The 20874-nt window shown below is 67.1% G+C and carries 19 protein-coding genes; 14 read left to right on the plus strand and 5 right to left on the minus strand.

What is annotated here, in order from left to right; all coding sequences use genetic code 11:
- The first annotated feature begins 391 nt into the window (after positions 1 to 391).
- From rimP to rbfA, 5 genes are all read left to right on the plus strand, one after another.
- Positions 392 to 901 carry a ribosome maturation factor RimP gene (rimP, locus tag Q7V45_RS14460; RefSeq protein ID WP_304853235.1) on the plus strand — a complete coding sequence of 170 codons (510 nt, stop codon included), beginning with the start codon at positions 392 to 394 and terminating at the stop codon, positions 899 to 901.
- A 36-nt stretch (positions 902 to 937) separates the two neighbouring features.
- Positions 938 to 2476: a transcription termination factor NusA gene (gene nusA / locus Q7V45_RS14465; RefSeq protein ID WP_304853238.1), complete on the plus strand. Its 1539-nt coding sequence runs from the start codon at positions 938 to 940 to the stop codon at positions 2474 to 2476.
- 84 nt (positions 2477 to 2560) lie between these two features.
- Positions 2561 to 3130 (plus strand): DUF448 domain-containing protein, encoded by a 570-nt coding sequence (locus Q7V45_RS14470; protein WP_304853240.1) that lies wholly within the window; start codon positions 2561 to 2563, stop codon positions 3128 to 3130.
- A gap of 32 nt (positions 3131 to 3162) precedes the next feature.
- Positions 3163 to 5892 (plus strand): translation initiation factor IF-2, encoded by a 2730-nt coding sequence (gene infB, locus Q7V45_RS14475; RefSeq protein WP_304853242.1) that lies wholly within the window; start codon positions 3163 to 3165, stop codon positions 5890 to 5892.
- Between the two features lie 50 nt (positions 5893 to 5942).
- Positions 5943 to 6350, plus strand: a complete 408-nt coding sequence (rbfA, locus tag Q7V45_RS14480) for a 30S ribosome-binding factor RbfA (RefSeq protein ID WP_304853244.1) — start codon at positions 5943 to 5945, stop codon at positions 6348 to 6350.
- Here rbfA and Q7V45_RS14485 read toward each other — a convergent pair.
- Positions 6334 to 8565: a hypothetical protein gene (locus Q7V45_RS14485; RefSeq protein ID WP_304853247.1), complete on the minus strand. Its 2232-nt coding sequence runs from the start codon at positions 8563 to 8565 to the stop codon at positions 6334 to 6336. The two genes, rbfA and Q7V45_RS14485, sit on opposite strands and share 17 nt — an antisense overlap.
- Before the next feature lie 195 nt (positions 8566 to 8760).
- Here Q7V45_RS14485 and truB point away from each other — a divergent pair, with 195 nt between their 5' ends.
- From truB to Q7V45_RS14510, 5 genes are all read left to right on the plus strand, one after another.
- Entirely contained in the window at positions 8761 to 9666 is a 906-nt protein-coding gene (gene truB, locus Q7V45_RS14490; protein WP_304853250.1) for a tRNA pseudouridine(55) synthase TruB, read from the plus strand.
- Positions 9667 to 9682: 16 nt separating this feature from the next.
- Positions 9683 to 9952, plus strand: a complete 270-nt coding sequence (rpsO, locus tag Q7V45_RS14495) for a 30S ribosomal protein S15 (protein WP_304853252.1) — start codon at positions 9683 to 9685, stop codon at positions 9950 to 9952.
- A gap of 203 nt (positions 9953 to 10155) precedes the next feature.
- Positions 10156 to 12294: a polyribonucleotide nucleotidyltransferase gene (gene pnp, locus Q7V45_RS14500; protein WP_304853256.1), complete on the plus strand. Its 2139-nt coding sequence runs from the start codon at positions 10156 to 10158 to the stop codon at positions 12292 to 12294.
- A 253-nt stretch (positions 12295 to 12547) separates the two neighbouring features.
- On the plus strand, positions 12548 to 13111 hold the full coding sequence (locus Q7V45_RS14505; protein ID WP_304853259.1) for a cytochrome b/b6 domain-containing protein: 564 nt from the start codon (positions 12548 to 12550) through the stop codon (positions 13109 to 13111).
- Between the two features lie 294 nt (positions 13112 to 13405).
- On the plus strand, positions 13406 to 14047 hold the full coding sequence (locus tag Q7V45_RS14510) for a protocatechuate 3,4-dioxygenase (RefSeq protein WP_304853261.1): 642 nt from the start codon (positions 13406 to 13408) through the stop codon (positions 14045 to 14047).
- A 9-nt stretch (positions 14048 to 14056) separates the two neighbouring features.
- On the opposite strand, the gene Q7V45_RS14515 is transcribed toward Q7V45_RS14510, so the two are convergent.
- The 3 genes from Q7V45_RS14515 to fabA are packed head-to-tail and all read right to left on the minus strand — an operon-like array spanning position 14057 to position 16689.
- On the minus strand, positions 14057 to 14905 hold the full coding sequence (locus tag Q7V45_RS14515) for an SDR family oxidoreductase (protein ID WP_304853263.1): 849 nt from the start codon (positions 14903 to 14905) through the stop codon (positions 14057 to 14059).
- Positions 14906 to 14917: 12 nt separating this feature from the next.
- Positions 14918 to 16153, minus strand: coding sequence for a beta-ketoacyl-ACP synthase I (fabB, locus tag Q7V45_RS14520; protein ID WP_304853265.1), 1236 nt, complete (start codon positions 16151 to 16153; stop codon positions 14918 to 14920).
- On the minus strand, positions 16153 to 16689 hold the full coding sequence (fabA, locus tag Q7V45_RS14525; RefSeq protein WP_304853267.1) for a bifunctional 3-hydroxydecanoyl-ACP dehydratase/trans-2-decenoyl-ACP isomerase: 537 nt from the start codon (positions 16687 to 16689) through the stop codon (positions 16153 to 16155). The genes fabB and fabA overlap by 1 nt, the downstream gene beginning before the upstream one ends.
- Positions 16690 to 16824: 135 nt before the next feature.
- Here fabA and irrA point away from each other — a divergent pair, with 135 nt between their 5' ends.
- The 4 genes from irrA to Q7V45_RS14545 all read left to right on the plus strand — a co-directional run bounded on the left by irrA (position 16825) and on the right by Q7V45_RS14545 (position 19797).
- Positions 16825 to 17232 (plus strand): iron response transcriptional regulator IrrA, encoded by a 408-nt coding sequence (gene irrA / locus Q7V45_RS14530; RefSeq protein WP_304853269.1) that lies wholly within the window; start codon positions 16825 to 16827, stop codon positions 17230 to 17232.
- A gap of 122 nt (positions 17233 to 17354) precedes the next feature.
- Entirely contained in the window at positions 17355 to 17774 is a 420-nt protein-coding gene (locus Q7V45_RS14535) for a rubrerythrin family protein (protein ID WP_304853272.1), read from the plus strand.
- Positions 17775 to 17854: 80 nt separating this feature from the next.
- Positions 17855 to 19213 carry a heterodisulfide reductase-related iron-sulfur binding cluster gene (locus Q7V45_RS14540; RefSeq protein WP_304853275.1) on the plus strand — a complete coding sequence of 453 codons (1359 nt, stop codon included), beginning with the start codon at positions 17855 to 17857 and terminating at the stop codon, positions 19211 to 19213.
- Entirely contained in the window at positions 19213 to 19797 is a 585-nt protein-coding gene (locus Q7V45_RS14545) for a DUF3501 family protein (protein WP_304853279.1), read from the plus strand. Before Q7V45_RS14540 ends, Q7V45_RS14545 begins: the two co-directional genes overlap by 1 nt.
- A gap of 13 nt (positions 19798 to 19810) precedes the next feature.
- Here Q7V45_RS14545 and Q7V45_RS14550 read toward each other — a convergent pair whose 3' ends face one another.
- On the minus strand, positions 19811 to 20869 hold the full coding sequence (locus Q7V45_RS14550; protein WP_304853282.1) for an energy transducer TonB: 1059 nt from the start codon (positions 20867 to 20869) through the stop codon (positions 19811 to 19813).
- Between the last annotated feature and the right edge of the window lie 5 nt (positions 20870 to 20874).

Here is a 20874-nt window from a genome sequence, read left to right on the forward strand (position 1 = left end):
GCATCGCCGCCTACAACAACACCCCGCGCAAATGCCTTGGGTTCAAGACCCCGGCCGAGGTATTCATCGCTCAACTGTTGCACTTCAAACTTGAATCCACACCCTCGCTGCGCTCGGGATGACAATTTTCCCCTATCCGAAATCGCGCGTCATTTCCCCGGACAGCCCTGCATTTGAATGGGGAGGGTTAGCTAACACTATATATAGAGGGTCGCTCAGGTCCCCCCATAGAGCATGCTGGAATCCCTTGCCAGCCGGCGGACAGGGGCCTATATCCGCGCCATCCTCATCGGGTTCACGGGATGAACCAAAGAAAAAGAGTGGGCCGAAAACCCGCTCTTTTCATTTGGCCCAGTCCCACCACCCCCAATCGTCGAGAAGTGCCGCCCGCGTGACCGATCTGCTGCGTCGAATCGAAGACATCGTTGCCCCGACGATCGTCGGCATGGGCTTCGAGCTGGTTCGTGTCGCCTTGAGCAAGGGCGGGACCCTGCAGATCATGATCGAGCCCGCCGATGGAAGGACCCTGGACGTCGAGGATTGCGCGACCGTGTCGCGCGCCGTCTCGGCCGTGCTGGACGTCGAGGACCCGATCACCGAGGCCTACACGCTGGAAGTGAGCTCGCCCGGCATCGACCGGCCGCTGACCCGGCCCAAGGATTACGTGCGCTGGGCGGGTCACATCGCCCGGCTCGAGACCGCGCTTCCGGTGGAGGGACGGCGTCGCTTCAAGGGAACGCTGCTCGGGCTGGAGAACAATCTGGTCCGGCTGCGCCTGGACGACGGCAAGGAGGCCGCGGTGCCGCTCGAAGCCGTGACCCGCGCCAAGCTCGAACTGACCGACCGCCTGATCGAAGAACATCGTCTGGCCGCCGAAGGCGCGGCCGGGCAGACCCACTGAACGGACTGGCTAAAGCTTAAGGAAGAGGGAAGAGACATGGCGACGACAGCCGATATCCCGCGCCTCGAAATGCTGCAGGTGGCCGACATGGTCGCCCGCGAAAAGGGCATCGAGCGCGAGGAAGTGCTCGAGGCGATGGAACAGGCCATCCAGAAGTCCGGCCGTGCCAAGTACGGGCTGGAGCACGACATCCGCGCCGAGATCGATCGCAAGACCGGTGAGATCAAGCTGCTGCGCTACATGCAGGTCTCCGACGTGATCGAGAACGAGAACACCCAGGTTTCGGTGACCGACGCCCAGCGCCGCAATCCCGAGGCCCAGGTCGGCGACTTCCTGACCGACGAGCTGCCGCCGATCGACTTCGGCCGCGTCGCCGCCCAGACCGCCAAGCAGGTCATCACGCAGCGCATGCGCGAGAGCGAGCGCAAGCGCCAGTACGAGGAATTCAAGGACCGCATCGGCGAGATCGTGTCGGGCGTGGTCAAGCGCGTCGACTACGGCAACATCACCGTCGACCTGCAGCGCGCCGAGGGCGTGATCCGCCGCGACGAGACGATCCCGCGCGAGAGCCTGCGCGTAAACGACCGGGTGCGCGCCTACATCTTCGACGTGCGCGAGGAGCCGCGCGGTCCGCAGATCTTCCTGTCGCGCAGCCATCCGCAGTTCATGGCCAAGCTGTTCACCCAGGAAGTGCCCGAGATCTACGACAACATCATCGAGATCAAGGCGGTGGCCCGCGATCCTGGCAGCCGCGCCAAGATCGCGGTGCTGAGCCACGACAGCTCGATCGACCCGATCGGCGCCTGCGTCGGCATGCGCGGCAGCCGCGTGCAGGCCGTCGTGCAGGAACTGCAGGGCGAGAAGGTCGACATCATCCCGTGGTCGAACGACACGGCCAACTTCATCGTCAACGCGCTGGCGCCCGCCGAGGTCAGCAAGGTGCTGATGGACGAGGAGAAGAACAAGACCGAGGTGGTCGTCCCCGACGACCAGCTCAGCCTGGCGATCGGCCGCCGCGGCCAGAACGTGAAGCTCGCGTCCCAGCTCACCGGCTGGGAGATCGACATCATGACCGAGACCGAGGAGAGCGAGCGTCGCCAGAAGGACACGCGCGAGCGCACCGAGCTCTTCAAGGCCACGCTCGACGTCGACGACGTGATCGCCCATCTGCTGGTCGCCGAGGGCTATGCCTCGGTCGAGGACGTCTCGGACGCCGCGGTCGAGGACCTGGCCACGGTCGAGGGCTTCGACGAGGAAATCGCCACCGAGCTGCAGCGGCGCGGCCGCGAATATCTCGAGAAGCGCGACGCCGAGCTGGCCGAGCGCCTGGCTTCGCTGGGCGTCGCCGAGGACGTGGCCAACGCCGAGGGCCTGACCCTGCCGATGGTGGTGGCGCTGGGCGAGGCCGGCGTGAAGACGCTCGACGACCTGGCCGACCTGGCCTCCGACGAGCTGCGCGAGATCGTGGGCGAGAGCACCATGGATAACGATGCCGCCAACGCCATCATCATGAAGGCACGCGAGCACTGGTTCGCCGACGAGGCCGCACCGGCCGACGAAGCGGCCAAGGCCTGACGGAGAAGACGCCCCTTGATCCAATCCTCGGACCTTGCCTTCGACATGACGGAACCCCATCTCTCGGCACCCCCCGCCGGCCCGATGCGCACCTGCATCGCGACCGGCGTGGAAGGCGCGCCGGAGCAGATGATCCGGTTCGTCGTCGGGCCGGAGGGTGAGGTCGTGCCGGATCTGGCGCGACGGCTCCCGGGGCGGGGCATGTGGGTGCGGGCGGAGCGGGCCGCGCTCGAAAAAGCCGTGGAGAAGAAGCTGTTCTCCAAGGCAGCGCGGGCGCCGGTCAAGGCGTCGGCCGAATTGGTGGACCGGGTCGAGCACCTTCTGCTTGAACGGACCTTGGCCGATCTCGGCCGGGCGCGGCGGGCGGGGCGCGCCGTCGCGGGCTATGTGAAGGTCGAGCAGATGATCGGCCGTCATCAAGTGGGATTGCTCGTCGTGGCCGACGAGGCCGATGGCGATGGATTGCAGAAGCTGCGGGCGACCGGCCTGCCGCTCGAGCGGCTCGGCGACGCTGCCGCGCTGGGCGGAATTTTCGGCCGCGAACAGGCGGTTTACGTGGCGATCGCGCGCGATGATGCGGGCGGGGCCTTCATTGAACGAATTTCTGTCGGAGCGGCGCGCTGGCGCGGCTTCCGGCTGAACGGCGCCGGTTGACGGGCCGGGGCGGACCAAGGACAACAGCCGACATGACGGAACAGAACGAACAGAACAAGACGACCAAGCCGCTGACCCTCTCGACCACGCGCACGAGCGCGGCGTCGAAGGCAGACGCGACGCAGGTGCGCCAGAAGTTTTCGCACGGGCGTACGCGCGCGGTGACGGTCGAGGTCAAGAAGCCGGTGAAGCGCGCCGGGACGGCACCCGCCGCGCCGGCTGCGCCCCCCGTTGCGGCGGCGCCCGCGCCGGCCCCCGAGCCGCCGAAGCCGGTCGCCGCTCCCCCGGCCCCCGCCGGCCGCACCCTGAACCTGAGGAGCGGCGGAAGCAGCTCATCTGGATCCGGACCTGGCCGTAACCCGGGGCCCATGCGCTCCGGTACGACCGGCGGTCGCGGCATCGTGCTGCGCACACTGACCGAGGAAGAGAAGGAAGCGCGCGCTCGCGCCCTGGTCGACGCCAACCGCGACGCCGAGATCGCACGCAAGCGCGCCGCCGAGGAGGCGAGCCGTCGCGCGATCGAGGAAGAGGTGCGCCAGAAGGCCGACGAGGAGCATCGCAAGCGCCTCGCCGAGGAAGAGGCGCGCAAGAAGGCCGAGGAAGAGGTCAAGCGCAAGGCCGACGCGCTCGTCCAGAAGCGTCTCGACCAGGCCTCGACGGCCGCGCCGGAAACCCCGATCGCCCGCCAGACCCAGGAAATCAGCGCCCGTCCGGCACCGCCGCCCGCGGCTCCCGCGCCGGCGGCCCCGACGACGCCGATTCGCCGGCCGTCCGCGTCTCCTGCAAACCGTCCGCCGCCGCGCCTTCCGGTGGTCGTCAAGCGTCCCGCACAGCCGACGGGAGCGCGTCGCGAGGCGCCCAAGCGCCGCAACGACAAGGTCGACGTCGGCCGTGCGGTTGCCGGCGAGAACGATTTCCGCAGCCGGTCGGTGGCGCAGCAGCGCCGTCGCCTGGAACGCGAGCGTCGCCAGCAGTTCGGCAGCGAGCCGCAGCAGAAGGTCTATCGCGAAGTCACGATCCCTGAGTCGATCACCGTCCAGGAGCTCGCGGCGCGTATGTCCGAGCGCGGTGCGGACGTCATCAAGACGCTGATGCGCATGGGCGTGATGGCCACCATCAACCAGGCGATCGACGCCGACACGGCCGAACTGGTCGTGACGGAGATGGGTCACCGCTACAAGCGCGTTACCGAAAGCGACGTCGAGACCGGCCTTGCCGACGTTCCCGATGCCGACGAACTGATGGTGTCGCGTCCGCCCGTCGTCACGATCATGGGCCATGTCGATCACGGCAAGACGTCGCTGCTCGACGCGCTGCGCGCGACCGACGTGGCGGCGCACGAGGCCGGCGGCATCACCCAGCACATCGGCGCCTACCAGGTGACCTTGCCGTCCCAGCAGAAGATCACCTTCCTCGACACGCCGGGCCATGAGGCGTTCACCGCCATGCGCGCCCGCGGCGCCAAGGTGACGGACATCGTCGTGCTGGTGGTGGCCGGCGACGATGGCGTCATGCCGCAGACCAAGGAGGCGATCGCCCATGCCAAGGCGGCCGGCGTGCCGCTGATCGTGGCCATCAACAAGATGGACAAGCCGGGCTCGGATGCGAGCCGGGTGCAGAACGAGCTGCTGCGCGAGGAGATCCAGGTCGAAGCGCTGGGCGGCGACGTCCAGTCGATCGAGGTTTCGGCGACCAAGCGGATGAACCTCGACAAGCTCGAGGAAGCCATCCTGCTGCAGGCCGAGGTTCTCGAACTCAAGGCCAATCCCGGGCGCGCCGCCGACGGTGTCGTGATCGAAGCCAAGCTCGATCCGGGCCGCGGTTCGGTCGCCACGGTGCTGGTCCAGCGCGGCACGCTCAGGGTCGGCGACGTCATCGTCGCCGGCGCGGTCTGGGGTCGCGTGCGTCGTCTCGTCGACGACCACGCACAGCAGGTCGAGAGCGCAGGCCCGGCCTTCCCGGTCGAGGTCCTCGGCCTTGCTGGCACGCCGCTGGCAGGTGACGAATTCCACGTCGTGGAAAGCGAAGCGCGCGCGCGCGAGATCTCCGATTTCCGCGTCCGTCGTGATCGCCAGAACGAGCTCGCTCGCGTCGCGGGCGGCCGCGGCACCCTCGAGGAGATGATCAAGGGCATTCGCGAGGGCACGGCCAAGGAACTGCCGGTGCTGATCAAGGCGGACGTGCAGGGCTCGGCGGAAGCGCTGGCCGGTGCGCTGGGGCGCCTCGGCACGGAGAAGGTCATCACGCGCGTCGTCTACAGCGGCGTCGGCGGCATCAGCGAAGCCGACATGACGCTGGCCAAGGCGTCGGGCGCGCTGATCATCGGCTTCAACGTGCGTGCGAACCCGCAGGCGCGCGAGATCGCCAAGCGCGACAAGGTCGACATCCGCTACTACTCGATCATCTACAAGGTGACCGAGGACATGCAGGCCCTGATGGTCGGCCTGCTCGACCCGACCTACAAGGAGACCCTGGTCGGCAACGCGCAGATCCGCGAAGTCTTCAAGGTCACCAAGTCCGGCAACGTCGCGGGCTGCATGGTCACCGACGGCAAGGTCACGCGTGGCAACAAGGTTCGCCTGTTGCGCGACAATATCGTGATCCACGAGGGCACGCTGAAGAGCCTGCGTCGCTTCAAGGACGAAGTGAAGGAAGTGCAGCACGGCTTCGAGTGCGGCATGGCCTTCGAGAACTACGAAGACATGAAGGTCGGCGACATCGTCGAATGCTTCGACGTCGAGCAGGTCCAGGCGACCCTGTAGTGATTGCCTCCCCCATCATCGGGGGAGGTGAGAGATAAGAGGAAAGCCCCATGTCGCGACGTCGCTCGTCCGACAAAGAAAATCGTGCTCCCGGCCAGCGTCAGCTGCGCGTCGGCGAGGAGATCCGCCACCTGTTGGCCGATCTCCTCGAACGGGGAAACATGCACGATCCCGACCTGCGCGACGCCACGATCACCGTGACGTCGGTCGATATCAGCCCCGACCTGCGCAACGCCACCGCCTACGTGATGCCGCTGGGCGGCGGCGATCAGGAGCGGCTGCTCGGTGCGCTGCGCCGGGCCGCGCCGTGGTTCCGCGGCCGGGTCAGCGAGAAGGCGGGCCTGCGCAGCGCGCCCGAGATCCGCTTCGCGATCGATCGCACCTTCGACGAGGCCGACAAGATCGGCGCCCTGCTGCGCCGGCCCGACGTCGCCCGCGACATCAAGGACGACGATTGAGGTAGTACTCGTCGCGCGGAAAGAAATCCGTGTTGGGCGAAGGCGTCGGCACGGTCCTGCCGTCGTTCAGCACCTCCACCTTCTTGTCCCCGAACCATTTGGCCAGTTCGGCCTGGTCGATCCGCGCCGCCTTCAGGTGCGCCGTCACGTCGGGCCGTGCCAGCAGCGCGGCGATCTTCTCGCGGCTGTAGGGAATGGCCCGGTCGCTGCCCAGCATCGCCGGATGAACCATGGTGACGTAGGGAAAGACCGAGCGGAACGTCGCGACCGAACGCTCGGTGGGCGCCCATTGCACGTAGATGCCACCCGGCGCCAGCCTGGCTCTCACCTGCTCGAAGAATTCGCGGCTGTTCAACAGGCCCGACAGCGCGGTCTTTGGCAGGATGGCGTCGGCCTCGATCACGTCGTAGCGCACCGGATCGAGCGCCAGCGAATGGCGGCCGTCGGCGACCGTCACGTCGAAGCGCTTGCTCGATAGCAGCTCGTCGACCCCCGATTTGCCGCCGGCAGCGGTGTAGCTCTTCAGCGTCTCGATCACCGGCGCCACGATCTCGATCACCTTGACCTTCTCCGTCGCGGGATTGAGCCCGGCCGCATAGGGCGTTCCGCCGGTGCCGGAGCCGATCACCAGCACGCGCCGGGGCGTGCCATGGGTCAACGGGCCGATGGCGCCGAGATAGGAATGGACGGTGTCGAAGGGCAGCCGGCTCTGCGAATGGCCCTGGATGTACAGTCGGCCATCCTCCTTGCCGGCGCCGCTGTCCGACATCTTGAGCAGGCTGAGGCCGGTCTTGTCCTCGGCGACGATGGCCCTTTCCGTGGTGAGCCCGTGCAGGCGACGCCAGAAGGCCTCGCCGCCCGGAAAGAACAGCAGCCCCGCCACCAGCACCCCGGCCGGCAGCCAGGCCCAGCGCGTGGCGCGCGGTCCCGCGAACTGCAGGACCGAGAAGGCGAGGCCGATCGCCACCAGCAGCTTCAGGGTCCCGGCCGTGCCGACGAGATCGAGCAGCAGCAGGCCGGCCACCAGGCTGCCCATGCTGTTGCCGACGATGTTGGCCAGCTGCACGAAGCCGACCCGGCTGCCCAGCCGGTCGAGGTCGCGCTGCACGGCCTTCTGCACCACCGGGAACGAAAAACCCATGATGAACGAGGCCGGCAGCACGACGATGGCGAGCAGCAGCAGGATCAGCGCCGGGTTGGCGGTGTTGGGCCCCATGATGTCGCGGTCGACGAAGGTGGCGGGCAGGATTCCCGCGCCGATGCCGAGATAGACGAACCATGCGCCGGCCAGGGCCAGCGCCGTGGCGATGCCCTGCATCAGGAAGAAGAAGCGGCGCGGGTCGGCGATGCGGTCGATGACCCGCGCGCCGACCATCAGGCCGGCGGCGTCACCCAGCAGGAACACCGTCAGCACCAGCGAGAAACTGTAGCCGTTCGATTGCAGCAGTACGCCGATCAGCCGGTACCAGACGATCTGCAGCGCCACGATCAGGAAGCCGCTGATGAACACCAGCAGCGACCATCGCCACACGACCCCGTCCACCGTTTCGGAACTCTTCGTCCTGTCCGATCGACTCGTGTCTTCCATGTCGAGGCCGCGCGCCAGCAGGAGACCGCCCACCGCCACGACGAGGTTGATCAGGGCGCCGAGATAGACCGCCTTGTCGAAGCCCACCGTGCCGATCAGGTACCAGCCGCCGAAAAAGGCGCCGACGCCGGCGCCCAGCGTGTTGAGGCCGTAGAGCCAGCCGATGAGCTGCGCGGAGCCCGCGATCTGGCTGACGATCGCCTTGGAGAGGAACGGCAGCGAGCAGCCCATCAGGAAGGTCGGCCACAGCAGACCCGCGAAGACGATGGCGAAGATCACGCCGCGCGACTCCGCGAGCGGCAGCAACTCGCGATAGATCACGTCGTAGTAGAGCCACGGGCTGAGCACGGCGAAGACCGCAATGCCGACCTCGCAGATCGCGAAGGCGATCAGGGCGGCGCGGCGCGACAGGCGATCGGCATAGAGGCCGGCGGCGAGGCTGCCGATGCCCAGACCCAGCAGGAAGGCGCCGACGACCAGCGCGGCCGCGATTGTGTCGGCGCCGGCGAACAGGCCGAGCAGCCGATGCCACGCGGTCTGGTAGATGAGGGCGGCGGCTCCCGAGAGGAAGAACAGTCCGAACAGCGTGCCTTGCCGGACACGATCCGACTGCAATCCTGATTTCATGCGCACAGCCTGCCTGAACCGATGGCTGGCGCGCAACGGTCTGTCGGCCTAAACGAGCGCTTCGCGGATAGCCGACCCTTCGAGACGCGGCCTGCGGCCGCTCCTCAGGGTGAGGTTTGTGTGTGGCAATAAAGGAGACCTCACCCTGAGGAGGCTGCGCAGCAGCCGTCTCGAAGGGTGGGCAACAGGTCGGATATGGCGCGCAGGAAGAAGGGCGAGAAGGTCGACGGGTGGATCGTGCTCGACAAGCCGCTCGGGCTCGGCTCGACCCCGGCCGTCGGGCGCGTGCGCCGGCTGTTCGGCGCGCAGAAGGCCGGACATGGCGGCACGCTCGATCCGCTGGCCAGCGGGATCCTGCCGATCGCGCTCGGCGAGGCGACCAAGACCGTGCCCTTCATCATGGACGCGCGGAAGGAGTACCGGTTCACCCTGCTATTCGGCGAAGCCCGCTCGACCGAGGATGCCGAGGGCGAGGTCACGGCGACCAGCGATGTCCGGCCCACCGACGCCGCCCTCTCAGCCGCCCTGCCGGCCTTCCTGGGAGAGATCGAACAGCGGCCACCCGCCTTCTCGGCGCTGAAAATCGATGGCAAGCGGGCCTACGATCTCGCCCGGGCCGGCGAATCAGTCGAACTGAAGCTGCGGCGGGTCCTGATCGAGCGGCTTGAGATGATCGGCCGACCGGACGCCGACCACGCAGATTTCGTGGTCCAGTGCGGGAAGGGCACCTATATCCGGTCCCTCGGACGCGATCTGGCGCTGGCGCTCGGAACCGTCGGACACCTCTCCGCGCTGCGCCGGACGGTTGTGGGACCGTTCCGGGAAGAAGGGTCCATTTCGCTTTCCAAACTGGAGGCCCTCGGGCATATTCCCGCGCTCTTCGGGGTCCTGGCTCCCGTTGCGACCGCGCTGGACGACATCCCGGCGCTGGCCCTGACGGAAGCCCAAGCGGACCGGTTGCGCCAAGGCCAGCCTGTTCTCTTGACCCGGGACGCACCTCCGTCCGGCGCACTTGTTCGCGCCGAGGTCGGCAGCAGGCTCGTGGCACTGGTCCGTTCGGACGGCGTCGCTCTCCAGCCGGTGCGCGTGTTCAACCTTTAGTTTCAGGAGATGACCGATGTCGATTACAGCCGACCGCAAGGCGGAGCTGATCAAGACGTATGCCCAGGCCGAAGGCGACACAGGTTCGCCGGAAGTCCAGGTCGCGATCCTCAGCGAGCGTATTTCCAACCTCACCGAGCACTTCAAGGGCCACGCGAAGGACCACCATTCGCGCCGTGGTCTGCTGAAGATGGTCGGCCAGCGCCGCCGCCTTCTCGACTACCTCAAGTCGCGCGACAACCAGCGCTACGCCACGTTGATCGAACGTCTGGGTCTGCGTCGTTGATCCAACGGCCCCATCCTCGGATGGGGCCTTTTCGCGTCGCGTCGCCCGGTCCCCGTGAGTTCGGCCGGCTGACGCGACTTCGCAGTAACTGGGAAGGCAGGGGCGAGAGCAAACGCCTGACCCGGTCCTGCCGGCGCAAGGGCGCCGGTGGGCGGTCGCAGCCAAACGGGGGTGCGCGACCGTGATGGAAAGGATGAATGAGAATGTTTGAAGTCTTTCGCAAGGAAGTCGAGTGGGCCGGGCGCAAGCTCGTGCTCGAGACCGGCAAGATCGCGCGCCAGGCCGACGGTGCCGTGATGGCGAGCTACGGCGGCACCACCGTGCTGGCCGCCGTCGTGTTCGAGAAGAAGCCGAAGCCCGGCCTCGATTTCTTCCCGCTGACCGTGAACTACCAGGAGAAGGCCTTCGCCGCGGGCAAGATCCCGGGTGGCTTCTTCAAGCGTGAGGGCCGTCCCAGCGAGAAGGAGATCCTGACCTCGCGCCTGATCGATCGCCCGATCCGCCCGCTGTTCCACGAGAGCTATCGCAACGAGACGCTGGTCGTCGTCACGACGCTGGCCCACGATCTCGAGAACGATCCCGACATCCTGGCGATGGTCGCGACGTCGGCCGCGCTCACGATCTCGGGCGTGCCCTTCATGGGTCCGATCGGCGCGGCCCGCGTCGGCTACATCGACGGCAAGTTCGTCGTGAACCCGACCAAGGTCCAGCTCGAGACGAGCTCGCTCGATCTCGTCGTCGCCGGCACCAAGGAAGGCGTGCTGATGGTCGAATCGGAAGCCAAGGAGCTGTCCGAGGAGGTCATGCTGGACGCCGTCATGGAGGCCCATCGTTCGTTCCAGCCGGTGATCGACGCGATCATCCAGCTTGCCGAGCATTGCGCCAAGGAACCGCTGCCGCTCACCGACCCGTCGGAAGCGTCGAAGACCGTGTCGGAGAAGCTCAAGGCCGAGATGCGCGGCAAGCTCGTCGAGGCGTTCGCCGAGACCCAGAAGCAGGCCCGCCAGGCCAAGATTGGCGCGGTGAAGACCGAAGCCAAGAAGCTGTTCGAGGGCGACGAGGCAGCCCTGGCCGCGTTCGGCGAGCAGTTCGGCAACCTCGAGGCCGACGTCGTGCGCAACGCCATCCTCGATACCGGCAAGCGCATCGACGGCCGCGACACCAAGACCGTCCGTCCGATCGTGGCCGAGGTCGGCATCCTGCCGCGCGCCCACGGCTCCTCGCTGTTCACCCGCGGCGAGACGCAGGCGCTGGTCGTGGCCACGCTGGGCACCGGCCAGGACGAGCAGATCATCGACGCGCTCGAGGGCGAGTACCGCGAGCACTTCATGCTGCACTACAACTTCCCTCCCTACTCGGTGGGTGAAGTGCGCCGCATGGGTTCGCCCGGCCGCCGCGAGATCGGCCATGGCAAGCTCGCCTTCCGCGCGCTGCGCCCGATGCTGCCGTCGAAGGACAAGTTCCCCTACACGATCCGCATCGTGTCGGAGATCACCGAGTCGAACGGCTCCTCGTCGATGGCAACGGTCTGCGGCGGCTCGCTGTCGCTGATGGATGCCGGCGTGCCGATGGAGCGTCCGGTGGCGGGCATCGCCATGGGCCTGATCAAGGAAGGCGAGCGCTTCGCCGTCCTGTCCGACATCCTGGGCGACGAGGATCACCTCGGCGACATGGACTTCAAGGTCGCCGGCACGGAGCGGGGCATCACCTCGCTGCAGATGGACATCAAGATCACCTCGATCACCGAGGAGATCATGAAGGTGGCGCTCGGCCAGGCTAAGGACGGCCGCATCCACATCCTGGGCGAGATGGCCAAGGGTCTGGGCGGCGCGCGCGAGGGCGTCGCATCGACCGCGCCGCGCATCACGCAGTTCACGATCCCCAAGGACAAGATCCGTGAAGTCATCGGTACGGGCGGCAAGGTGATCCGCGAGATCACCGAGCAGACCGGCACCAAGATCGACATCGAGGACGACGGCACGATCAAGGTCGCGGCGGTGGACGCCAAGGCCGGCCAGCGCGCCATCGACTGGATCAAGGGCATCGTGGCCGAGCCGGAAGTCGGCGTGATCTACACCGGCAAGGTCGTGAAGACCGTCGAGTTCGGCGCCTTCGTGAACTTCCTCGGTGCGCGCGACGGCCTCGTGCACATCTCGGAACTGGCGCCGCGCCGCGTCGCCAAGGTGACGGACGTCATCAAGGAAGGCGACCAGGTCAAGGTCAAGGTCCTGGGCGTCGACGACCGCGGCAAGGTCCGCCTCTCGATGAAGGTGGTCGACCAGGAGACCGGCGAGGACATCTCGAACAAGCCCGTCGACGAGGCTCCCGCCGCTGGCGAGTAGTCGTCGATCGATCGATAACGGAGACGGCGGCCCACGGGCCGCCGTTTTTGTTTGTCGCGGCCTAAAGGCTTCGTCCGAGTGACTGGAGGGTTGGCTGCATCTCCTGCAGCCTTATGGAACCTGACCTGCGATTGTTCGTTATCGAACGTCATAGGCGATTGGCATCCGTCGACCGGCGAAGCCATCCACGCTCTACGCCTCCGGCGGCGCGAAGCACCCAAGGCTTGTCTCGCAATGTCACGGAGTGCGCCCTATGTCGGTCATGCATCGTCTTCGCGCCTACCACGCCCTGTTGGCTGTGCTGGCCGTCGCCGCCTATGCAACCGGGGAAATGGGCCTCGTTCACGCGTGGTTGGGGTATGCCGTGTCCGTGGTGCTGATCGGGCGGGTGCTTTGGGCCCTGACGGGCGCGCCGCAACTGGGCTTGATGCGGTTCTATCCTCACTTCGCCGGTCTGAAACTCGGCAACGCCATGACCCATCCGGCCATCAGCCGGACGCTCCTCCTCGGCATCGGCATATGCCTGATCGGCGTGTCCGCAACAGGCATCGCCCTGGACCGCGGCCGGGCGATAGGCCTCGCGACGGGAAGCGCAATTGCAACAGCCAGCGCTGAAGACTCGGCGGACAAAAAAGTCGAAATCGCCTCGGCGAAGGCTGCGACCGAACGAGAAGAGCAGGAGGGCGCCCTGTCGGAGGTGCACGAGTTGCTGGCGAACCTACTGGTCGGTCTCGTCATTCTACACGTCGCCTATCTACTGCTGTTCAAATGGCCTCTCGCGCGTTTCATGCTCTTCCTCGATGGCGCGAAGCGGTAGAGCCGCTACAGATCTTCGCGCACCAACGTAACTTCAAGAAGACCGGACAGTGCCTGGGCCGACGCGGCCCGGCTTGCTCCACGGCAAGGCCTCCAGGTGCCGCCAGTACCAGCCGGACAGGAATTCAGTTGCTTCGAAGGCGGCGCTTGCAGGAAAGGTCGCGGTCGACGCTACGGTAGGCCCGCGCGCATCGACCGGCTCATCAAGGAAAACAAGGCCGAACTCGACCAGTAGGGCAACGAAGCCAGAATCGGCGGCCTTCTGGCCGCCGTTTTTGTCTGCAAACTTTGCTTCATGACGAAGCCTTCGATTCTCTTCCGCCGCACCCTGCTGGCCGGCGCCGGCCTCAGCCTGATGCCGCTTCCTGCGGTCCTTGCCGCCGGCCTCGTGCCGACGCCCGACCAGACCGAGGGGCCGTTCTATCCGGCGGGTTTCCCGGCCGATATCGACAACGACCTCGTCCGGGTGCGCGGCCAGGCGGCGCAGGCGATGGGGCAGGTGCTGCATCTGCAGGGGCGGGTGATCGACCTCGGTGGTGGCGCGCGCGGCGGCGCGATGGTCGAGATCTGGCAGTGCGACGCGCAGGGCATTTACGACCATCCGCGCCAGTCGGGCCGTGACCGGCGCGATGCGGCGTTCCAGGGCTATGGCCGCATGCTGGTCGATGCCGAGGGCCGCTACAGCTTCCGCACGTTGAAGCCCGTCGTCTATCCCGGCCGCGCGCCGCACATCCATCTCAAGGTGGCAACCGCCGACGGGCGCAGGCTGACCAGCCAGTTCTATGTCGCCGGCGATCCCCAGAACGAGCGCGACGGCATCTTCAGGCGGGCGATCCGCACGCCGGGGCAGCGTGAGCGGATCGAATTGAAGCTGGAGCCGGCGTCGGGACTGGAACCCGGCGCGATGGCTGCCACGATGGATATCGTGATCGCCTGAGGGAGCGGTTTACGGCTCGCCGCTGGCGCTGGGGGCGGCACTGCCGTCATGCGGCAGGCCGATCGCGTGATAGCCCGAATCGACGAAGTGTACCGTGCCGGTGACGCCGGCGCTGAGGTCCGACAGGTAGTAGAGCGCCGCACCGCCGACATCGCTCAGCTCGACGTTGCGGCGCAGCGGGGCCGCGTCGCGCGACACGCGATAGACGTAGCGCGCGCCGCCGATCACTGCGCCGGCCAGGGTGCGCATCGGACCGGGCGAGATCGCGTTCACCCTCACGCCCTGCGGGCCGAGATCGGCCGCGAGATAGCGCACGCTGGCCTCGAGCGCGGCCTTGGCCACACCCATGACGTTGTAGGACGGCATCACCCGCGTCGAGCCTTCGTAGGTCAGCGTGATCAGGCTGCCGCCGTTGGTCATGAGCGGGAGCGCGCGACGCGCGATCTCGGTGAAGGAATAGCAGGAGATGGTGAGGCTGCGCTGGAAGTTCGCCTTGGTCGTGTCGACGTAGCGGCCCTTCAACTCGTCCTTGTCGGAGAAGGCGATGGCATGGACCACGAAATCGAGGCGCCCCCATTCCTTCTTCAATGTCTCGAACAGGCGGTCGAGGCTCGCCTCGTCCTCGACGTCGGCCTCGATGACCACCTTGGACCCGAGTTTCTGAACCATCGGCAGAACGCGTTTGCCGAACGCCGCACCTTGATAGGTGAACGCCATTTCGGCGCCCGCCGCGTGCAGCGCCTGGGTGATGCCCCAGGCGATCGAATGATTGTTGGCCACGCCCATGATCAGGCCGCGCTTGCCGGCCATGAGCTTCGGAACGTCAGGCAGCGACCTGGCGACGGGATCGTTCGGCATGGAGGATCCGCCTCAGTTATCGTAGCGGGAGAACAGGAGGCAGGCGTTGGTGCCGCCGAAGCCGAAGCTGTTCGACATGACGGTCTGCAGTCCGGCCTTGTCGATGCGCTGGCGGGCGATGGGATAGCCCTCGGCGCCGGGGTCGAGATTCTCGATGTTGGCCGAGGCGGCGATGAAGTCGTCCTTCATCATCAGCAGCGAGTAGATCGCCTCGTGGGCGCCCGTGGCACCCTGGCTGTGGCCGGTCAGCGACTTGGTCGAACTCACCGTGGGCAGCTTGTCGCCGAACACGGAGCGGATGGCGTCGAGCTCGGTGATGTCGCCGACCGGCGTCGCCGTACCGTGGGTGTTGATGTAGTCGACCGGTAAATTGCGCCGCGGGGCGCCGGGGAAGCCCGCGAGCGCGAGCTTCATGCAGCGCCGTGCGCCTTCGCCGGAGGGAGCGACCATGTCGGCGCCATCGGACGTCGCGCCATAGCCGATCACCTCGGCGTAGATCTTCGCGCCACGGGCCTTGGCGACCTCGAGATCCTCCAGCACCACGATGCCACCGCCGCCGGCGATGACGAAACCGTCGCGGTCCCTGTCATAGGCGCGGCTGGCTCGCTGCGGCGTGTCGTTGAACTTCGACGACATGGCGCCCATGGCATCGAACAGCACGGAGAGCGTCCATTCCAGCTCCTCGCCGCCGCCCGCGAACATGCGGTCGGCCTTGCCGAGCTGGATGGTCTCGACGGCGTTGCCGATGCAGTGTGCCGAGGTCGAGCAGGCCGAGCTGATCGAATAGCTCGGGCCCTTGATCTTGTAGGCCGTGGCGAGGTTCGCCGAGACGGTGCTCGACATGGCGCGCGGTACCTGGAAGGGACCGACGCGCTTGGGGCCCTTTTCCTTGGCGACGACGGCCGCCTGCACGATGGCGCCGGTCGTCGGCCCGCCCGAGCCGGCGACGAGGCCGGTCCGGTCGTTCGAGATTTCGGCCTCCGACAGGCCGGCATCTTCGATCGCCTGCTTCATCGAGAGGTACGCATAGGCGGCGCCGTTGCCCATGAACCGCATGAGGCGCCGGTCGACCAGCTCCTCGACATTGAGCTTCAGGGTGCCGGCGACCTGGCTGCGGAAGCCAAGTTCGCGATACTGCGGCACGAATTCGATGCCCGACTTGCCTTCCTTCAGCGACTGAATCACTTCCGCGGCGTTGTTGCCGATCGGGGAGACGATTCCCAGGCCCGTGACGACGACGCGCTTCATCAGACTGCCGCCGCCGGCGTCGCGGCGTCCTTCACCAGGCCGACCTTCATGTCGATCGCCTCATAGACCGGGTTGCCGTCGGCCGTCACGAAGCCGTCGCCGACCCCCATGACGAGGCGCCGCAGGATCAGGCGCTTGGGATGCACGTGATAGGTCAGCTTCCTGACGGTCGGCACGATCATGCCGGTCAGCTTGACCTCGCCCACGCCGATCGCCCGGCCGCGGCCCGGCGCCTTCATCCAGCCCAGGAAGAAGCCCAGCATCTGCCAGAGCGCATCGAGGCCCAGGCAGCCCGGCATCACCGGGTCGCCCTTGAAATGGCAGGCGAAGAACCAGAGTTCGGGCTTCACGTCCAGCTCGGCAATGATCTCGCCCTTGCCGTACTTGCCCCCGGTCGAATCGATTTTGACGATGCGGTCGAACATCAGCATCGGCGGCAGCGGCAGCTGGGCGTTCCCGGGACCGAAAAGGTTGCCCTTGGCGCATTCGATCAGGTCTTCGAAGGTATAGCTATTTTTCTGCTCGTGCTCGCTCACATTCACCGTCCCACAGGCCGCCCCGGAAGGCTTCAAGGCCAGAATAAGGATGCCGGACGCCCGGCGCAAACCGACGCTTCCGGCTGGAGAAGCCCTTTTCTTGTCTTCTTCGCCCGCTTACATAAGACTGTCACCATGACAGGCAATAGCCCCGATTTTACCGTCAGCCTCCGCGCGGCAGGCTTGAGGCCGACCCGCCAGCGGGTCGCGCTGGCGCGCGTGCTGTTCGAGGGCGGCCATCGCCATGTCACTGCAGAGAGCCTGCATGCCGAGGTGAAGGCGACCCGCATGCCGGTTTCGCTGGCCACGGTCTACAATACCCTCAACCAGTTCCGCGAAGCCGGCCTGCTGCGCGAGGTCGTCGTGGCGCCGGGCCGGTCCTATTTCGACACCAATACCGGTCACCACCATCACTTCTTCGTCGAGACCGACGGCGAGCTGCACGATTTTCCGTCCGACGAGGTGACCATCGCCGGCCTGCCGACGCCGCCCGAGGGCACCAAGCTCTCCCGCGTCGACGTCATCGTCCGAGTCCGCCGCTAGGGCGAGTGCGAAGCGTTTGCAATAACTTAGAACGGTTCTAAGGTTCTTGACGCCGCCCTGCACGGCCCCCTAAATCACCTGGTGAGATCGGCGGATGGGCCGATCGCAAAGGGAGTAGAATCATGGCGAACCTCAAGGGATCCAAGACCGAAGACAACCTCAAGGCCGCTTTCGCCGGCGAAAGCCAGGCCAACCGCCGCTACCTGTATTTCGCCCAGAAGGCCGACGTGGAAGGCTACAACGACGTCGCCGTCGTCTTCCGTTCGACCGCCGAGGGTGAGACCGGCCATGCGCACGGCCATCTCGAGTTCCTCGAGGTGAGCGGCGATCCGGCCACCGGCCTGCCGATCGGCCCGACCGACAGCAACCTCAAGGCCGCGATCGCCGGCGAGACGCACGAGTACACCGACATGTACCCGGGCATGGCGCGCACCGCGCGCGAGGAAGGCTTCACCGAGGTCGCCGACTGGTTCGAGACGCTGGCGAAGGCCGAGAAGAGCCACGCCGGCCGCTTCCAGAAGGCCCTCGACACGATGGGCTGAGCCCTCCGGGCTCGTTCCGAAGGGGACCCCGCGCGGGTCCCCTTTTTCTTCCCCGCTCCCCTTCAAAAAAGCGAACGATCATGCGCGAAGGCAGCCTCGAAGCACCGATCCGCCACGACCTCGACTGGCAGAACCCCTGGTTCTGGGACGAAAAGGCGCTCGAGAAGGAGATGGAGCGGGTATTCGACATCTGTCACGGCTGTCGGCGCTGCTTCAACCTGTGCGATTCCTTCCCGCGGCTGTTCGATCTGATCGACAACGGCCCGACCGGCGAACTCGATGGCGTGAAGAAGGAAGACTACGCCCAGGTCGAGGAAGCCTGCACGCTCTGCGACATGTGCTTCATGACCAAGTGCCCCTACGTGCCGCCGCACGAATGGGCGCTCGATTTCCCGCATCTCATGCTGCGCCACCGCGCCGTTCAGGCGCGCAAGAAGGGCGTCGGCTTCGTCGACAGGCAGCTCGCCGACACCGATCGCACCGGCCGGCTGGGCACGTTCTTCGCCGCGGCTGCGAATTGGGCGACCGACGAGCACAACACGACGACGCGCCAGAGCATTGAACGCCTTGCCGGTATCCATCACGGGGCGCGGCTGCCGCGCTATGCCGGCGAAACCTTCGAGATTCGCGCGCGCCGGGAAGGCCTGGTGCTGAACGAGGCGGCGCCGGCCTTCGGCAAGCGCAAGGCGGTCCTCTATGCGACCTGCTTCGTGAACTTCAACAACACCGACATCGGCGCCGCCGCGCGCGCCGTGCTGGCCAAGAACGGTGTCGAGACCGAGGTCGTGCATCCGGCCTGCTGCGGCATGCCGAAGCTCGAACTGGGCGACATCGAATCGGTCGCCAACGCGGCGAAAGAGGTTTCGGCGGCGTTGTTGCCGTGGGTCGACAAGGGCTACGACATCATTGCGCTGACGCCTTCCTGCGCGCTGATGCTCAAGTTCGAATGGAAGCTGATCTGCCCCAAGGATCGGGCGATCGAGCGCCTGTCGAATGCCACGTTCGACCTCTCCGAATACGTCGTCGACATTGCCAAGAAGCACGGTCTGGCGCCCGGCCTGGAGCCGCTCGAAGGCGGCGTCAGCGTCCACCTCGCCTGCCATGCGCGGGCGCAGAACATGGGCGCGAAGGCGGCCGAGATGCTGCGCCTGGTGCCCGGCACGCGCGTGGCGGTGATCGAGCGCTGCAGCGGCCATGGCGGCATCTGGGGCGCGCGGACCGAGAATTTCGAGACCGCGGTGAAGGTCGGCAAGCCCGCCGCGCAGGCCGCGCTCAAGAACGACACCAGCTTCGTCGCGTCCGAATGCCCGCTGGCGGCCGATCACCTCATGCAGGTGATGGAAATGACGGCGGGCGACCAGGTGCCGAAGCCGTCGCGTGCGAGCCATCCGATCGAACTTCTGGCGCAGGCCTACGGGCTTGCAGGGACGGACAAGTGATGCCGCGCAAGATCGACGCCTCCGACATCATCCCGATCGCGGAATATGCCAAGCTGCGGCCCGAACGCCGCAAGCAGATCTCGGAGATCAAGAAGAACCGCCGGCTCGAAGTCGGCCCGTTCGCGACGTTCTATTTCGAATCCTTCGACACGATGCTGCATCAGGTGCTCGAGATGCTCTTCATCGAGAAGGGCGGCGCCGAACAGCTTCCGGACGAGCTCGCGGCCTACAATCCGCTGATCCCCACGGGCAGCGAGCTGGTCGCGACCGTGATGTTCGAGATCGACGATCCGCTGCGGCGCGCGCGCGTGCTCGGCTCGCTGGGCGGCGTCGAGCACAAGGCCTTCATCCGGGTGGACGGCGAGACGATTCGCGGGGTGCCGGAAGACGACCAGGAGCGTTCGCGCGAGGACGGCAAGGCGTCGTCCGTGCAGTTCATCCGCTTTCCCTTCACGCCGGCGCAGGTCGAGGCGTTCAGGAGCGGCACGGGCGACGTCGTGGTCGGCTTCGATCACGCCAACTACGGCCACATGGCCGTGATGTCGGCTCCCGTGCGCCAGGCGCTTTCGGCGGATTTCGCCTGACCGACGGCCTCCGTCAGTAATTCATCGGCAGGACGAGGACGACCGGGTCGCCGCGCATGCCGTCGGGCACCGGCGGCAGCGGCATGGCGCGCCGGATCGCCGCCATCTCGGCATTGTCGATCAGCGGCCAGCCGCTCGAACGATCGAGCCTGATGTCGAGAAGCTGGCCGGCCCGGTTGATCGTGACCCGCGTGACGACACGGCCATGCTGCCGGGCGGCGCGGGCGGCGGCGGGATAGTCGCGGTAGGGATCGATGTGGCGGTACACGCGCGACAGATAGTCGTTACGGGCGCCGCCATCGCCCATCGCCGCGTCGAAAGAACCGCTCGACGGTCCCCCGAGGCTCGAGGTCTGCGGCGGATAATCCTGTAGCCGCGTGCCGGGCGCCTGGGCCGTGCGGGGCACGGTCGGTGGGCGCGGGGCCGGGCGGACCGGACGGGGCGGCGGCGGCGTCGCCAGCGATTGTTCCAGCGTCACCTGCGGCTTCCACGACGAGGCATCGGTCTGCCAACTGGCCTCTGTCTCCGCTTCCGCTTCTGGAGCAGGCTCCGGGGCGGCGGTGGCCGTCTCGACCGGCGCCGGTGCGGGCTCCGCTGCGGGGGCAGGCTCCGCAGCCGCCTCGTCGGGCGGCGCGGGGGCTGGAGCGGGTGTGGGTCCGGGCTCGGCACTCTGGCGCGGCGGCGGAGCCGGCGCCGGTTCGAGAGCGGGCGCCGCTTCGGCAGGCTTCGCGACGGCCGGCATCTGAGCGGCCGGTGTGACGGCGGCCTGCTGTGGGGGCTCGGGTGCCGGCTGCGCGTCGACCGGCGCCGGGTCGGCGGGCGTCGTCTGCAATGGCGCGGGCTCGGGCGGCAAGACCTCGGACGCGGCAGGAGCGGAGGCCGCCGCGTTTCCGGCGGACAGGGGCTGTGGCTCGATCGAGACCATGATCGGCGTTTCCGCATGGTCGAGACGGCGCGACGGCGCGGCCCACCACAGGGCCGCGGCGACGAGCACATGCAGGCCGATCGCCAGGGCAAGCGCCGCCGGCGACATCCGCCCGGACTGCGACCGGAGGAAGCTGTCGTGAATCACGGCAC

Source organism: Reyranella sp., assembly GCF_030651995.1.
GTDB lineage: Bacteria > Pseudomonadota > Alphaproteobacteria > Reyranellales > Reyranellaceae > Reyranella.